The 15,494-nt window shown below is 40.7% G+C and carries 18 protein-coding genes; 7 read left to right on the top strand and 11 right to left on the bottom strand.

Translation table 11 applies throughout. The features are described 5' to 3' along the window. Nucleotides 1-93: 93 nt before the first annotated feature. Nucleotides 94-513 (bottom strand): hypothetical protein, encoded by a 420-nt coding sequence (locus FUA25_RS02990; protein ID WP_147755403.1) that lies wholly within the window; start codon nt 511-513, stop codon nt 94-96. Between the two features lie 120 nt (nt 514-633). Here FUA25_RS02990 and FUA25_RS02985 point away from each other — a divergent pair, with 120 nt between their 5' ends. Beyond that, nucleotides 634-1,272, top strand: a complete 639-nt coding sequence (locus FUA25_RS02985) for an alpha/beta hydrolase (protein WP_147755402.1) — start codon at nt 634-636, stop codon at nt 1,270-1,272. A 33-nt stretch (nt 1,273-1,305) separates the two neighbouring features. On the opposite strand, the gene purE is transcribed toward FUA25_RS02985, so the two are convergent. Then, nucleotides 1,306-1,806, bottom strand: a complete 501-nt coding sequence (gene purE, locus FUA25_RS02980) for a 5-(carboxyamino)imidazole ribonucleotide mutase (RefSeq protein WP_147755401.1) — start codon at nt 1,804-1,806, stop codon at nt 1,306-1,308. A gap of 88 nt (nt 1,807-1,894) precedes the next feature. Between purE and FUA25_RS02975 the strand changes: the two genes are divergently transcribed. Then, complete coding sequence (locus FUA25_RS02975; protein ID WP_147755400.1) at nt 1,895-2,812, top strand: DMT family transporter; 918 nt, start codon at nt 1,895-1,897, stop codon at nt 2,810-2,812. Here the strand turns inward: FUA25_RS02975 and FUA25_RS02970 are convergent. Next, nucleotides 2,787-3,896 carry a 5-(carboxyamino)imidazole ribonucleotide synthase gene (locus FUA25_RS02970; RefSeq protein WP_147755399.1) on the bottom strand — a complete coding sequence of 370 codons (1,110 nt, stop codon included), beginning with the start codon at nt 3,894-3,896 and terminating at the stop codon, nt 2,787-2,789. The two genes, FUA25_RS02975 and FUA25_RS02970, sit on opposite strands and share 26 nt — an antisense overlap. 171 nt (nt 3,897-4,067) lie before the next feature. Between FUA25_RS02970 and FUA25_RS02965 the strand changes: the two genes are divergently transcribed. The 3 genes from FUA25_RS02965 to FUA25_RS02955 all read left to right on the top strand — a co-directional run bounded on the left by FUA25_RS02965 (nt 4,068) and on the right by FUA25_RS02955 (nt 6,440). After that, nucleotides 4,068-5,135 carry an endonuclease/exonuclease/phosphatase family protein gene (locus FUA25_RS02965; RefSeq protein ID WP_147755398.1) on the top strand — a complete coding sequence of 356 codons (1,068 nt, stop codon included), beginning with the start codon at nt 4,068-4,070 and terminating at the stop codon, nt 5,133-5,135. 96 nt (nt 5,136-5,231) lie between these two features. After that, complete coding sequence (locus tag FUA25_RS02960; protein ID WP_147755397.1) at nt 5,232-6,062, top strand: sulfite exporter TauE/SafE family protein; 831 nt, start codon at nt 5,232-5,234, stop codon at nt 6,060-6,062. Next, nucleotides 6,063-6,440, top strand: a complete 378-nt coding sequence (locus FUA25_RS02955) for a DUF1634 domain-containing protein (RefSeq protein WP_147755396.1) — start codon at nt 6,063-6,065, stop codon at nt 6,438-6,440. It begins immediately after the preceding gene. A 15-nt stretch (nt 6,441-6,455) separates the two neighbouring features. Here the strand turns inward: FUA25_RS02955 and FUA25_RS02950 are convergent, their stop codons facing one another. The 7 genes from FUA25_RS02950 to FUA25_RS02920 are packed head-to-tail and all read right to left on the bottom strand — an operon-like array spanning nt 6,456 to nt 13,580. Then, a complete protein-coding gene (locus FUA25_RS02950) occupies nt 6,456-6,833 on the bottom strand; it encodes a VOC family protein (protein ID WP_147755395.1) in 378 nt (125 codons plus the stop codon). 49 nt (nt 6,834-6,882) lie between these two features. Next, nucleotides 6,883-7,938, bottom strand: coding sequence for a diphosphomevalonate/mevalonate 3,5-bisphosphate decarboxylase family protein (locus FUA25_RS02945; RefSeq protein WP_147755394.1), 1,056 nt, complete (start codon nt 7,936-7,938; stop codon nt 6,883-6,885). Between the two features lie 37 nt (nt 7,939-7,975). Continuing rightward, a complete protein-coding gene (locus FUA25_RS02940) occupies nt 7,976-9,739 on the bottom strand; it encodes an AMP-dependent synthetase/ligase (RefSeq protein ID WP_147755687.1) in 1,764 nt (587 codons plus the stop codon). Between the two features lie 5 nt (nt 9,740-9,744). Beyond that, nucleotides 9,745-10,755 (bottom strand): NAD-dependent epimerase/dehydratase family protein, encoded by a 1,011-nt coding sequence (locus FUA25_RS02935; protein ID WP_147755393.1) that lies wholly within the window; start codon nt 10,753-10,755, stop codon nt 9,745-9,747. 17 nt (nt 10,756-10,772) lie between these two features. Then, complete coding sequence (locus tag FUA25_RS02930) at nt 10,773-11,561, bottom strand: alpha/beta fold hydrolase (protein ID WP_147755392.1); 789 nt, start codon at nt 11,559-11,561, stop codon at nt 10,773-10,775. A 35-nt stretch (nt 11,562-11,596) separates the two neighbouring features. Then, complete coding sequence (locus FUA25_RS02925) at nt 11,597-12,316, bottom strand: pyridoxine 5'-phosphate synthase (RefSeq protein ID WP_147755391.1); 720 nt, start codon at nt 12,314-12,316, stop codon at nt 11,597-11,599. Between the two features lies 1 nt (nt 12,317). Continuing rightward, a complete protein-coding gene (locus FUA25_RS02920) occupies nt 12,318-13,580 on the bottom strand; it encodes a mechanosensitive ion channel family protein (protein WP_147755390.1) in 1,263 nt (420 codons plus the stop codon). Nucleotides 13,581-13,648: 68 nt separating this feature from the next. Here FUA25_RS02920 and FUA25_RS02915 point away from each other — a divergent pair, with 68 nt between their 5' ends. Next, nucleotides 13,649-14,140: a DUF456 domain-containing protein gene (locus FUA25_RS02915; RefSeq protein WP_147755389.1), complete on the top strand. Its 492-nt coding sequence runs from the start codon at nt 13,649-13,651 to the stop codon at nt 14,138-14,140. Between the two features lie 4 nt (nt 14,141-14,144). Continuing rightward, nucleotides 14,145-14,846, top strand: coding sequence for a hypothetical protein (locus FUA25_RS02910; protein WP_147755388.1), 702 nt, complete (start codon nt 14,145-14,147; stop codon nt 14,844-14,846). Here FUA25_RS02910 and FUA25_RS02905 read toward each other — a convergent pair. Beyond that, complete coding sequence (locus FUA25_RS02905) at nt 14,833-15,474, bottom strand: uracil-DNA glycosylase (protein WP_147755387.1); 642 nt, start codon at nt 15,472-15,474, stop codon at nt 14,833-14,835. The two genes, FUA25_RS02910 and FUA25_RS02905, sit on opposite strands and share 14 nt — an antisense overlap. Nucleotides 15,475-15,494 lie beyond the last annotated feature (20 nt).

The raw sequence follows: 15,494 nt of genomic DNA, 5'->3' as shown, positions 1-15,494 counted from the left end.
TTGCCCGGATCACCCCAAAACAAAAATGCTAAAACCAGAAATCTGATTTTAGCATTTTTTATTTTTTAAATCCGGAAGTAGGCCGAATAGAATTTAGAACTGTTTGTAAAAACTGTAGGTGGTCATTGCTTTCAGATCAAGACCTTTGGCTGTGTCTGTCTTTTTTAACTCACCGTCTACCAGAATTTTCACGATAAGTTTTGAATCAGCATCGAAGCCGTCTGCTGTGGAGGCGATATTTACAGAACCTTGAGTTGAGTTTACATTGATGTTTTCGCTGTTCCATGAGGTTCCGGTCACCACATAATTGGAAGTCTGAACCGTTCCGACCTGCGTTACAATCGCTTTAATATGTACATCGTTTGTGGCTTCCACCTTAAACTGTACATTATGTGAGGTGAAATCAGGTTCATCATCTTTTTTGCAGGAAGAAACCACTCCTAATACAGAAGACAGCAAAATCATTGAAAAGCCGAATTTCAGTAAACGCTTCGAACTATAAATATTTTTCATCTTTAAAATTGATTTTAATCTTTCAAATATAGTTTTTTTCTTTAAATGGAAGTTAATTTTTTTCAAAAAACTGCACATTTCTCCTTTTCGGGCAATCGTAGAAAAGTTTATCTTTGCTGCATGGACTTCAAATATCTTATTCGCGAACCAGAAACCATTACGTCTTCCACCCCACTTTTAATACTGCTTCACGGTTATGGCAGCAATGAGGAAGATCTGTTTTCCTTCGTTCCTACCCTGCCTGCAGACTGGCTTGTCGTGAGTATCCGCGCGCCGCTTTCAACAGATTTTGAAGGTTTTTCGTGGTACGACATTGATTTCAATGATCTTGAAAACCGTGTAGATGTTCCGCAGGCGAAAGAATCGATAAAAGGAATTCTGGAAACTATTTTAAGGGTCTCCAACCAATACGGACTGTCGGATAACAAAACCCATTTGTGCGGCTTCTCCCAGGGCGGAATTTTAAGTTATGCGCTGGCACTAGAAAATCCCGAACTTTTTTCAAAGGTTGCCTGTATGAGCTGTTATGCGGAAGAAAAACTGCTTGAAAACATCGTAAAAGACAAAAAAAAGCTCGAGAACCTTCGTTTCTTTGTATCTCACGGCACCGATGATGTGGTCATTCCTCTGGAAGAAGGTAGAAAAGCTGCGGAAATGCTTTATGATTTAAGCTGCTACTTCAGTTTTCGGGAATACATGAGCGGTCACAGCGTGAACCAGAAAAACTACATGGACCTTATGAATTTTCTTTTGAAGTAATCTTTAAAACTGACAATTCCTGATGATCCAGTGTTAATCGTACTGGTTCGGGTGGGTTTTCCTGATCTCTTCCACGGTGCCAAGCACCTTATCTTTTAGCGAATTCTGATAAATTTCTAGTTTTTCTGAAACTCCAGCATCAGAACTTCCAATGATTTTTGCCGCCAAAATTCCGGCATTCATTGCGCCGTTCAGCGCAACTGTTGCTACAGGAATTCCTGAAGGCATCTGCAGAATCGACAGGATCGAATCCCAACCGTCAATTGAGTTCGAAGATAAAATTGGAACGCCGATTACCGGCAATGTGGTACAGCTCGCCACCATTCCCGGAAGATGCGCCGCGCCTCCTGCTCCGGCAACAATCACCTTCAGTCCGCGTTTTTGTGCGGTTTTAGCATAATCGAACATTCTTTCCGGAGTGCGGTGGGCCGAAATAACCGTTAATTCATAAGGAATTTCCAAAGATTTCAGGAAATCCGCTGCCTGTTGCATTACCGCCAGATCGCTCTGGCTGCCCATAATTATTCCGACCATTTTAACTGAAGTTTGAATTGAATTTTTAAAGTTATGAAAATTTAATAAAATCGGCCTGCTTCACGCGTGAAAAAGCTAATTTTGCACCGTGAATTTTTCGAGAGATGTAAAGTTAGTTTTAGCGGTTTTAACGGTGGCGCTTGTTTGGGGAACCACATTCCTCGGCATCAAGATTGGCGTGGAAACCATTCCCCCCTGGTTTGTAGCCGGAATCCGGCAGCTTTTAGCGGCTTTACTGTTGCTGATTTTCCTGATTTCCCAAAAAGAACTGAAATGGATCGGAAGGAAGAATTTTCTGGTACAGATCACGCTCTCCTCCTTGATGCTGATAACTGCCAATGGCCTTACCACTGTCGCGGAAGCGCATATTTCCAGTAGTCTGGCGTCGCTCGTTAGTTCCATGTCACCGATAATGGTTCTGATCGGAAGTGTGGTTTTCGGCCTCGAAAAATTTTCTTACCGTTCTGTCATCGGGATTTTATTCGGTTTTACTGGAGTGGTATTCATTTTCTGGAACGGAATTTCAGATCTCACAAATCCTGATTATCTGTCCGGAATATTTCTGCTTTTCCTTGCCATCTGCGGTTGGGCCGGCGGAACGATTTACACCAAAAAAATACAGTACCGGAACGAAAACCTGTTTCTGAATCTCTTTTATCAGTTTGCTTTTGCGGGCATTGTACAGGTTATCTTTGCTTTCGCATTTTCTCAAAGTTACAATTTTGAAGAATGGTCGACGCGAAGTATTCTGGCTACAGTATACCTGGCGCTTTTTGGGTCAGTAACTGCCTATTTCGCCTTTAATTATGCTCTGAAAAAACTTCTGCCCACGCAGGTTTCTATGCTTTCTTATGTAAACACTGTGATTGCGATATTCCTGGGATGGTTGGTTTTGAATGAGGAAATTACTGTAAAATTTATCTTGGCTGCACTGCTCATTATCAGCGGGGTTTTCATCATGAATTACCGAAAAACAATGTTTAAGAAGAAATCACCTTTACCATAGATTTAATCTGTCCCAGTTTTTCCATCAGATCCTGTCTGGAATCAGCAAGTACATTGATATGACCCATTTTCCGACCCGGTTTTGTCTCAGTTTTTCCGTAGAGATGGACGTAAGTTCTGGGTAATTTCAGTACTTCATTCAGACCTTCATATTTTACTTTTCCCGAAAAGTGTTCTTCACCCACTAAATTCAGCATTCCTGAAAAACCTAAACTGCCCGTATCTGCAAGCGGAAGATTTTTAAGAACTCTGTAAAGCTGTTCAAACTGAGAATTTGCGTTTCCTTCCTGTGTCTGATGGCCTGAGTTGTGAAGCCGCGGAGCTGTTTCATTCACCCAAATTTTTCCTTTTTTATCCAGAAAAAGCTCAATTGCAAAAAGTCCGGGAGACTGAGCGGCTTCAGCAAATTTTTCAGTGATCTTCCGGATCTGGTTTTCTGCATCTTCATCAATTTCAGCGGGACAGATATTAAAGTCAAGCAGATTGAGTTTTGGGTCTGCAATCATTTCGGTAACCGGAAAAGTGCGGCTTTCGCCGTTTTCAGTGATGGCGATAATGATGGAAAGTTCTTTATCGATATCTACCAGACTTTCCAGGACCGAAGGCACATCCCATAATTTCTGAAGATCTTCTGCTGTCTTAATGACCTGAACGCCTTTTCCGTCGTAGCCGCCAGTATTCATTTTCTGAACAAAAGGCAGAGGGAAATCGGCTTCAGATTTATGCTGAATCGCTTGAAAATCAGGACTTGGAATGTCATTGGCGAGATAAAACTTTTTCTGTAAGATTTTCTGCTGAATGGTCTGAATAATTTGCGGACTCGGAATTACTTTGATTCCACATTCCTCCAGTTCCATAAGCGCATCTACGTTCACGTGTTCTATTTCTATTGAAACAACATCCTTTCCTTTCCCGAAATCAAAAACGGTGTCATAATCATTGAAACTGCCTTCGGTAAAATTGGAAATTCCGCTACAAGGCGCATCCTTTGCCGGATCAAGCGTAAACCATTCGTCATCATATTTCAATGCTTCCTGTATGAGCATCCGGCCTAACTGTCCGCCTCCGAGAATTCCGATTTTCATAATCTTGATTTTAATTGATGAAGTTTATCATTTTGGTGTTTGATGAACTGCTTAAAGTTCGGGCAAAATTACAAAAGCAATCTTTAAGGCGCAAAAATGACTTATTTTTTCAAGATTTTTCTCAAAAGCATACAAATAAAGTTTTTTTATTTTTACTTTGCAATACTAACTATGGAACTTTTTTTAAACATTTTATCGGGTGTACTCATCATTCTGAGTGTACTCCCCTTTTCTAAAAACCAGCACTGGATCTTCCGCGTGCCGGAATTTATGAAAATCCAGTTGCTTGTACTGCAGGTCATTGTTCTGGGGCTGAGTATTTTTTTTATTGAAAAGACGATATGGTTCTGGGTCATCAATACCATACAGTCGGTACTTATTGTTTACCATCTCTATATTCTGATCCGTTACACGAAATTTTACAGAAGAAAACGGGTTGTTAAGAAATCTTCTTCTTCGGAGACTGTAAAAGTGATCTCCGCAAATGTTTATCAATTCAATAAAGATTTCGAAAAATTCCAAAAGCTCATTTTGGAACACGAGCCGGATATTTTCATCACGATGGAAAGCAATTCCGCATGGGAAAATGCGAATCGAATCCTTGAAAAAGATTATCCGTATACGCAGAAAATGACCCTTGACAACACTTACGGAATGCATTTGTACTCGAAGATTCCGTTTTTGAAGGCTGAAATTCATTTTTTTGTTGCCGACGATTTACCTAGCATAGAAGTGTACCTTCAGACATCCGACGGATACGATTTTGTGATTTTTGCAGTTCACCCACCGCCGCCAAGCCCGACTGAAGAAAAAACCTCCAAGGAACGTGACGGGGACCTGCTCTGCGTGGCTAAAAAAGTCCAGAAAAACAATCTTCCTTCCATGGTCATCGGTGATTTCAATACCGTTGCCTGGTCCGAAACCTCAATCCTTTTCCGTAAAACCAGCAAACTGATTGATGCCCGTGTTGGAAGGGGAATTCTAGCTACTTTTCATGCAAAATACTGGTTTTTTCGTGTTCCGCTGGATCTGCTGTTTCACAGTCCCGAGATTTTTGTCGTAAAACTTGAAACACTTGGATACATCGGTTCAGACCATTTCCCGATTCTTTGTGAATTTCAGGTTAATCACAGAGACAAGCAGCAGGAGAAAGACGTTAAAATACTCGATACTGAAGAGGCTGAGGAAGTACAGGAATTGATTGGGGAAGGTAAAAAGGAGCAATCAGATAATCGCTGAAGATAGACGGCAGTTTATACAACCAGAAAAATAATCCTTATCATTTTTTTCATCTTAGAAACCCCTAAAACACTAATAAATTCATAACTTTGTGAAATGTCGGAAATATTAATTCTGTTTTTCGGAGCGGTTTCAGCCGGTTTGCTCGGTTCGCTGACGGGACTGGGAGGCGGCGTAATCATCATTCCTTTATTGACGCTGGGTTTTGGTGTTCCAATGCATTATGCAATTGGTGCTTCACTTATTTCGGTTATTGGAACTTCCTCAGGTTCTGCAGTCGCTTTTGTTAAAGAAGGATTTACAAATATGAGGATAGGGATGTTTTTGGAAATCGCCACCACGTCCGGAGCAATAGTTGGTGCCTTAATTTCGGGATATCTGAATGCCAACACCATCGGAATCATTTTCGCGAGCATTTTAATTGTGACGGTAATTTTAAGTTTAAAGAAAAAACCCGATCATCAGGAGCCTTTGATCAAGGGAAGTTTAGAAGAAAGGCTGAAACTTTACGGCAGTTTTCCGGATAAAGGGGTTATGAAAAGTTATTCTGCGCGTAATACCGTTTCAGGATTTCTGATGATGGCTTTCGCCGGAGTGATGTCGGGACTTCTGGGAATCGGTTCTGGCGCTTTAAAAGTTCTCGGAATGGATAATATTATGAAACTTCCGTTTAAGGTTTCCACAACAACGAGCAATTTTATGATTGGCGTTACGGCAGTGGCCAGTTCCCTAATTTATTTTCAGCGCGGGGAAATCATTCCGGTAATTGTCGCACCGGTGCTGATCGGGGTGGTGGTTGGAAGCTATATCGGCTCAAAAACACTGATGGTTTCAAAAACTAAAAAACTGAAAGCTGTTTTCGCAATCGTAGTGACCATTCTTTCAATCTACATGATGTACAACGGAATCAGCCATAATTTTAAATAAATGAAACGCCATTTTACAGATTTGGATTTAAACAGGTCAATCGGAAATTTACTCCGGTTGGGTGTCATGATATCCGTAGTGGTCTCACTCTTTGGTTTCATCAAACTTTTTCTGGAAGGTTTCAAAATGCCTAAAAATTATGAATCCCTTGAAAACAGAGGTGGTAATATTCTCCATGATTTCTGGATCTCATTGGGTAAATTTGAAGGAATGGCCATTATTCAGCTCGGTATACTGATTCTTATTTTCACCCCACTCATGCGGATTATTTTTGCGCTGATTGGTTATCTTAAAGAAAAAGATTACACCTACGTGGTGGTGTCGCTGATCGTTCTGGGAATCATGGTCTTCAGCTTCATGATGGGTTTTGCCCATTGATGCAGCGGTCTGTAATTACGATTCGTAAAATTCCAGTGGCAGGCGATCCGGATCCTGAGTGAAAAAGAATTTTTTATCGGTAAATTCATCCACGCGGATTTCTTCGCAGTCTAGTCCCTTATTCAACAGTTCATCCCTTTTCCGTTCCACATTTTCTACGGAAAAAGCCAGATGCCGGAGTCCGCAGCTTTCTGGATCTGAAGGCCGTTCCGGCGGGTTCGGAAAAGAAAAAAGTTCGATGATATAATTGTTTTCGATGCCTAAATCGAGTTTATATGACTGCCGTTCTTTACGGTACACTTCGCGCAGGATTTTAAGTCCCAAAATTTCGGTGTAGAATTTCTTGGAAACTTCATAATCAGAACAGATAATGGCAATGTGGTGGATTTTCATTTTAAAGAATTAAAGTTTTTACTTTTCAAGTTTTTTAACAAAAAAATGACTAAAATCTCATCACATCCTTCACTACCCCATTATTCTGGGTATGCTGAAGCAGCTCTTTTATAATAAATTCCTTGATTTTATCTTCGCTTTTATCTCCTGGAAACAACAAATGCACATTCGCTCCTGCATCCAGAGTGAAGAATAAAGGCAAACCTGTTGTGTTTCTGAATTCCCAGATTTTATTGATGACTTCCAGCGTGCCGGATTTCATCAGAATGAAGGCAGGATCACTCATCATCATCATCGCGTGAAGCGTCAATGCTTCATGTTCAACAAGTTTGATAAAGTTTTTCAGATCGCCTGTTCTCAGGATTTCCTTTAAAATTTTAAAGTTTTCATGCGCTTCCTGAAACCTTCTTTCTGCATAAGGATTGGTTTTCATGAGACCATGTCCCACCGTCGAACTGACAGATTTTTCCCCTTCGTGAATAAGAAGCACCCAATCATTGAAATTTTTAAATGCAGAGTGGATTTCTTTGTCCGGATACGGAACCGCGAAAAGATCAGAGCTGTTTTCTACTTCAGCAGTTTTTCCCCAAACCACCAATCCATTATAAAGACTTCTGCAGGCGCTTCCACTACCCAATCTGGCGAGAAAACTCGCTTTTTTAATGATGATTTCATCTGCAAGTTTGCCCGAAAAATATCCGTCAAGTTCCATGAGGCATTTTGCAATGGCTCCAAAACCGGAAGCAGAACTGGCAATTCCCGAACTGTGGGGAAAAGTATTTTCGGTTTTAATAATATACTTCCCTTTCAGAATCCAGGGAAGGTATTTTTCGATATTTCTGAAATACTTTTCAATTTTTTCAGCAAATTTGGGTTCTTCGTTTCCGGCTAAAAGAGTCCGAACAGAGAATTTTTCTCCCGCAAGAAATTCAATAGAAGTATTGGTTTTACAGTTGTTCAGCGTATAACTGATGCTCGGATTTGCCGGAATCTGGTCAGCATATTTCCCCCAATATTTGATTAAAGCAATGTTGGAAGGACAGCTTGCTGAAACGGTTTGGCTGTAGACCTCAAATATTTTATTTCCTAAAAATTCGTTTTCCATATTTTTGTTATGTGGAGAAAATTCAAATTAACTTAAATTATTTAGCGTACATTTTATCGATCAATTCCTCATATTTCTTGAGGACTGTATTTCTTTTGATTTTTAAAGTCGGGGTGATTTCACCGCTGCTGATTTCGAATTCTGAGGCCATCAAGGCGAATTTTTTCACTTTTTCAAAACCTGATAAATGCTCCTGGACCTGTTCAATATGCTGATGATAAAGGTCTTTAATCTGTTGCAGGTTTACGATTTCTTTCCAGGAAGTAAAAGGGATATTCAGTTTTTCCAGCTGCAGTTTTAAAAACTCAAAATTGGGAACAACCAACGCCGTAACGAAGGGCTTTCCTTCAGCAACGACCATTACCTGCTCGATCAGGCTGTTGTTGGAAAGCATGTTTTCGATGGGCTGCGGAGCGATATATTTTCCGTTCGAGGTTTTCATCAGATCCTTGATCCGGTCGGTAATTGTGAGATTTCCGTTTTCGTCGAATTCTCCGGCATCGCCTGTCTTGAACCATCCGTCTTCAGTAAAAACTTCAGCGGTTTCCTGCGGTTTTTTATAATAGCCTTTCATAATACCACTTCCTTTGGCGAAGATTTCACTGTTTTCACTGATTTTTATCTGAGTATCGCCCAAAGGGACCCCGGCGCTGCCGTGTTTGTATCCTGTAAAGGGAAATGCGGTTAAAGTTGCGGTCGTTTCCGTCAAACCGTACCCAACGGTCAGGTGAATGCCCATCGCATCAAAAAAACGCGTCACTTCAGGAGAAATAGAAGCGCCTCCACAGGGCATAAACCAGAGGTTTCCACCCATTTTATTTTTAATTTTCTGAAAAACGAGCGCGTTTGCAACAGCATTTTTAAGATTTAAACCAATTGGAATATTTTTATTGGTTCTTTTCAGCTCTGCCACTTCACTTCCCACACTCATTGCCCAGACGAAAATTTTCTTCTTTGTTCCGGATCCTCCGTTTGCCGCTTCATTGACTCCGGAATAAATTTTCTGGTAAAATCTCGGCACTGCACACATCATCGTCGGTTTAATTTCCATTAAAGTATGTGCAATGAGCTTGGTGTTTTCCAAAAAGGAAACTTTTGCGCCGCCATAAAGGGAAAGGAGTGTCCAGCTGCGTTCAAAAACATGGCTTAAAGGTAGAAAAGCCAGGGAGTGTTCATTTTCGAAGTTTTTAAATTTGAAAAAGTCGAAATGGGCATCGAAACATTTTTTGAAATTTCCGTGCGACAGCATGACACCCTTTGGAATACCCGTTGTTCCGGAAGTGTAAATAAGGGTTGCAAGATCGTCTTCGTTTTTCGGACAGATTTCAAACAGATCTGAGCTTTTACTGATGAAATCTTCGAAATACGAACTGCCTTCATTGATATTCCAAACCGTTTTTTTGGCCACAATAATCTTCTTTAAGAAATCACTTTTCTGTGATATTTCGTAGCAGGAATTGTACTGTTCCTGATTTCCGACCAGGATCATTTTGGCTTCGGAATCTTCCAAAATATAGGCGGTCTGCTCCTGATTGTTTGTTGAATATACAGGAACCGTCACCGCTCCGAGAGCCAGCACGGCTAGGTCAAAAGTAATCCATTCCGCAGAATTGTCAGAATAAATGGCAACGCGGTCGCATTTTTCAATTCCTGCTTCTTTCAGTGCATTTGCTGTCTTAAACACCATGTTTCTGAACTTTTTCCAGCTCAGTTCCTTCCATTTCTCTTTAGATTTGTATCCAATAGCGGGTTTTTGGGCGTATTTTTCGGCATTGATATTCAGAAAATCAGCAATATTCATCAGCATTATTTAGCGTTTTTATCGGAAATATAGTTATGGAGGTGAAAATCAATACTTTCCGAAACCGGAATGAACTGATAATTCAATTTTTTGAGTATTTTTTCATTGGAAACCACACTTTCTGAAGTGACGGTGTCCAGATTCTGGCGGTTCATCATCCTGAGTTTTGGGAAAAGCCAGCCGAAAAGTAGGTATAAAACATAACCGAAATCCAATATGGATTGGGAAAGTATTTTTGCTCTTGATTTTCCTAATTTTTTCCGGACTGCATCGGCAATATCCGAATATTTTCGGTTTTCTGAAATCAGAATAAATCTTTCACCGAACACATTTTGCTCCATTAAATCAACACAAATTTTTGCCACATCGCGCACGTCAACATAAGATGTGGTTCCGCTCATGGTATACGGATATTTTTCGAAAGTGCTGAAAATTTCGCTGCTGCTTGAATTCCAGTTTCCGCTTCCGAGAATGACTCCCGGATTTACAATCACTGTGTCCAGGCCTTCTGCGGAAGCACGCCACACCTCCATTTCGGCAAAATGTTTTGATTTTGCGTAAGGCGAGTGCTCCACTTTGGAATTGAAATCGGAGCTTTCGTCGAGTTTTCCGTCTTCGTTAACACCATCCAAAACCGCTACAGAACTCACAAAACAGAACTTTTTGACGGAAGAATTTTCGCATGCATACAACAGGTTTTTGGTGCCTACAATATTGGTTTCGTACATTTCCTTCCGCGATCCGGGATGAAAACTGACTTTCGCCGCGCAATGATAGACTTCTTCTACCCCTTTTAAGGCGTTATGCAGTGAGTCGAGGGTATCGAAATTCACCTCAGTCCATTCAATTTTACTGAAAAAGTCATCGGGATTTTCGGTGTAAAATTTAAAGGAATTCCGGACTTCTTTAAGATCGCTTGATTTTCGTTTCGTGGCGCGAACCACCTTTCCGCGCTTCAGCAATTCCAAAACGATTACTCTTCCGAGAATTCCTGTTGCACCGGTAACTAAAATCATGAGCGGTTATTTGATATTTAATCGATTCTGTTTTCTGAAAGAAAATCCTTTACCACTTCATTGAAATCGGTGGGGTTTTCCGCCTGAACCCAATGTCCTGCATTTTTAATCGTGACTACCGATGCATGCGGAAACTGCTGTTTGATCTGAAATTCGTCCTGAGGCAGAATATAATTGGATTTTTCGCCGCCGATAAACAGTGTTTCGCCGGTAAAAACGCCGAATTTAATCGCATTGGAAACAAACTGATCGTATTTTTCTGAAAGCGTGTGAAGGTTGAAACGCCACGCCAGTTTTTTATCTGCGGTCCAGTAAAGACTTTTTGCCAGAAACTGAATGACTGATTTCTCAGGAATGTATTGTTTCAATGATTCCTCCACTTCCTGGCGTGTTGTGAGTTTTTGAAAATCAACACTTTCAAGTGCCTTGATAATTCCCTGATGATGCGGAGGATATGCTTTCGGAGCAATATCAACGACGATGAGTTTCCCTACTTTTATCGGATATTTTATTGCAAACTGCATCACGGCTTTTCCGCCTAATGAGTGGCCCAAAAGATTGACCTTCTGTAGATTGTGGGCTTCCATGTAATGTGAAATATCGTGCGCAAGATCGTCGTGCGACATTTCTTCGGAATGAAAACTTTTTCCGTGATTCCTTAAATCAATTAAATGAACAGGGAAAAACTCCCCCATTTCTTTCCCGAAACTGCCCCAGTTATCGAGCATTCCGAAAAGTCCGTGAAAAACAAGCAGCGGTGTTCCGGATTTTTCTTCTCCGTAAATTTTTGAGTGCAGAATTTCCATTTAATCAGTTTTTATGGTCAACAATAAAGCGATTTTTACCATTTTGCCAGCCTTTTAAGATAGGCCTGAACAGTATTTTCCATTCCCATATACAAAGCTTCCGAGATAAGGGCATGCCCGATGGATACTTCAAGCAGATTCGGGATATTGTCTGCAAAATATTTCAGATTTTCAAGGCTTAAATCATGTCCTGCATTTACTCCGAGTCTGTATTTTTGTGCTTCCGAAGCCGTTTCAATGTATAGTCTTATCGCCTCTTCTTTATTTTCCGAATAATTTTTAGCGTATGACTCGGTATAGAGTTCAATCCGGTCGGTGTCGGTTTCAGCGGCAAATTTTACCATTTGCGGATCGGGATCCAAAAATACAGAAGTTCTGATGCCGGCATTTTTAAATTCAGCGATGACATTTTTTAAAAAACCTGCATGTTTCTCGCAGTCCCAACCGGCGTTTGAGGTAATGGCATCATCAGCATCGGGAACCAAAGTCACCTGCTCCGGCTTTACTTCAAGAACCATATCAATAAAAGAACGGTGCGGATTTCCTTCAATATTAAACTCGGTATAAACAAGCGGTTTCAGATCGTACACATCTTTTCGTGTGATGTGCCTCTCGTCCGGACGCGGATGAATGGTAATTCCTTGGGCTCCGAATTCCTGCAGTTTCACCGCAGCTTCCGTAACGCTTGGGAACTCGCCGCCTCTGGCATTTCGCAGGGTGGCAATTTTGTTGATATTTACACTGAGTTTTGTCATTTCAATTTGCGATTTTTGAGAACTGTACCACTTCGAGATTAAATTCCTTGGAAGCCACTAGCAAATGATCGAAAATATCGGCCATAATTTCTTCGTAGCCCGACCATTCGGAATTATTGGTGAAACAGTAGATTTCCAGAGGCATTCCCTGCGGTGTATTTTCGAGCTGTCTGACTAAAAGTGTCCCTTCCTGATCAATATGTTCGCTTTTTTTAAGATAGTTGAAAACATATTCCCGGAAGACGCCAATATTGGTAAGCTGTCTTCCGTTGATGAGCAGTTCGGAATTTGGGATGGATTCTCTTTCCGCGATCATTTCATTTTTTTTCTGTTCCAGATAATCAGAAATGAGATTAATTTTCTCCAGCTTTTCTATAGTCTCACGGTTCAGAAATGTAAAGGAATTGATGTTGAAAATAATGGATCTTTTGATTCTCCGGGTATTGCTTTCAGCCATCACCTGAAGATTTTTTATCTCCGTTGATAGTAAATCGTAGGTCGGAATGGTGGAAATGGTTTTGTCGAAATTCTGGATTTTGGTTGTTAGCAGGTTAATGTCGAGGATATTGCCTTCCAGATTGTATTTTGGAATGCCAATCCAGTCTCCCACTTTCATGTTTTGTGATGTGGCGACATGAATTCCGGTTACGAAACCGAGAATCGTGTCCCGAAAAACCAAAACCAATACCGCGGTAATCGCTCCGAGACTTCCTAAAATAGTCGCCCCACTGATTCCGAATACCATACTGATGATGATGACTGCAAAGATGAAGCTTCCAAAAATCCGCAAGGTCTGCGAAATTGCGCGCAACGCCACAATCCTGTAATAATCTTTTTTATAGAAGTAATAATTTTCGACCGCTTTGATTGCCCGCAGGGCCATTCCACCAACGATTAAAACAACGGCAACTTCCATAAGCCTGTCCAGAACGGCAAAACTTTCAGGATGGCGCCTTGAAAAAACAGAATACAGGGCAAATCTGCCAATCATCATTGCGACAAGATGTGCCATCGAGTTGATGACTTTCGAGGTATACAAAGCCTTAAAAACAGGATGTTTCTCCTCGTCTTTAAACGTAGCGAGAAAAATGCGGACCAGAAGTTTGAGGAAAAAATCGATGAAAAAAATAAAAGCGGTAAGCAACAATACTTTTACACTGACTAAAACCATCCATTCATCAGAGATATTATCCACCACAAAATAATGAACCGCATCGCTGATTTCCGTGATTAAATCTTTGGTCTGTTGTAATTCGTCTTTCATCAATGCAAAAATAAGAAAACTGTTTGTGATTCATTTATTAATAAGTATTTTTAACAAAATAAAAACATATGGACACCGGCCTTATTCAAACAGCGAGTATCATTCTGCTCATTCTCGGAATTCTTGGAACTTTTCTTCCGGTTCTTCCGGGGTTACTGCTCAGTTTATGCGGATTACTGATTTATAAATTCGGGACCGATACCCCACTTTCAATGGTTTATATCTGGATTTTCGTGCTTCTTACAGCGGTTTCAGTCGTACTGAATTATGTGATTCCTGCAAAAACAAACCGGAAATATGGCGGCACGCGTTGGGGAAGCATCGGTTCCGTGATCGGAACTTTGATAGGAATGTTTTTTATCCCGCTTCCGTTCGGTTTTTTAATCGGAATGTTTGCAGGTGTATTTATCGGGGAACTTCTTCATGATGCGAGCGACAGAAAGAAGGCCTGGAACTCTACAAAAGGAGCTTTTATCGGATTTCTCTACGGTACGGCCTTCAACTTCATTGTTGGTTTGGCAATGTTTTTGGTAGTTGTGATTGATATTATTAAAAATTAAAACAATGCTTCATAAACTCATATTAACAGGGGCTTCTGTACTAACTTTAGCCATGTGCAGCACCAAAAACACTGAAAAAAATTCGGATCTTGTCACCACATCAACAGAAAATTCTGGATCCGTGAAAACATTAACTCCGGATTCCACTTCAAAAGAACAGGAAGCAATCGCAGAAACTGATGCAGTACCCGAAGCAAAAACTCCAAAAGAAAAGAGTCAGGTTTCTCCTGGTAAGCATACCGGAAATGTTTCGTCGGTTTCAAATCCGAATGTGACTGGCAAATCGGCTTCCCGTTCTGTACAAAGCGGAAAAAGGGCGGCCATTTTTTTTAAAGAAGGAGAAAACCGTTTCCTGAGCGAGTACGAAATGAATGTTACTTTCAAAAAAATGACAGAAGACAGCCGCTGTCCGACAGGAGTAAACTGTATTTGGCAAGGAGTTGCTACTGCGGAAATTGAGCTGATGGGAACATACACAAGACCGCGAACTATAACTTTGTCAACATTGGATATGCCATCAAAAGGTTACTCAAAATCCACTCTTTTTAACGGTTATAGAATCACTTTAGTAAATGTAGAACCTTATCCAACGGAGTCCAGAGGTTTTAAAAGTCTTTCAGGAAATTACAAAATAGGCATTACCATCGTTAAAGACGGATCAAATACGATAGACCCGACCGCTCGGGGCGGCGCTACCAGGAAATAATTTCTAGATTTTTCGATTTCAGAAAATCATTGATTTTTGAAAAAGGTTTGCTCCCGTAAAAACCACGGTAAACAGAAAACGGCGACGGGTGTGCTGATTTAATGATAAAATGTTTGGAGGAATCTATCAGTTCCTCCTTTTTTTGTGCAAATGCGCCCCATAAAACGAATACCACATTTTCTTTTTGATCTGAAATCTCCTTGATGATGAAATCCGTAAACTTTTCCCAGCCCAGATCTTTGTGTGAATTCGGAGCATGTGCTTTCACCGAAAGGGTTGCATTCAATAATAAAACACCCTGTTCTGCCCAATCATCGAGCTCTTTTTTTGTTCTTACAACTCCCAGATCATCCTGAAGTTCCGTAAAAATATTTTTGAGGGACGGCGGTGTCGCCACATTTTCGGAGACCGAAAAGCAAAGTCCGTTCGCCTGATAATCGTTATGATAAGGGTCCTGGCCGATAATTACGACTTTTATTTTTTCAAATGGTGTGAGTTCCAGCGCCCGGAATATCTGGTTTTTCGGTGGAAAACATTTTGCTGTAGCATATTCTTCCTTCACTTTTTTCCACAGCATTTCAAAATAATCTGAATTTTTGATGGGTTCTAAAACGGTTTTCCAATCCATAATTTCAATCCTGAATGTTG

Source organism: Chryseobacterium sp., assembly GCF_008014695.1.
Lineage (GTDB): Bacteria > Bacteroidota > Bacteroidia > Flavobacteriales > Weeksellaceae > Kaistella.
Note: the sequence above shows the minus strand (reverse complement) of the source record. Positions and strands in the feature narration are given on the sequence as shown.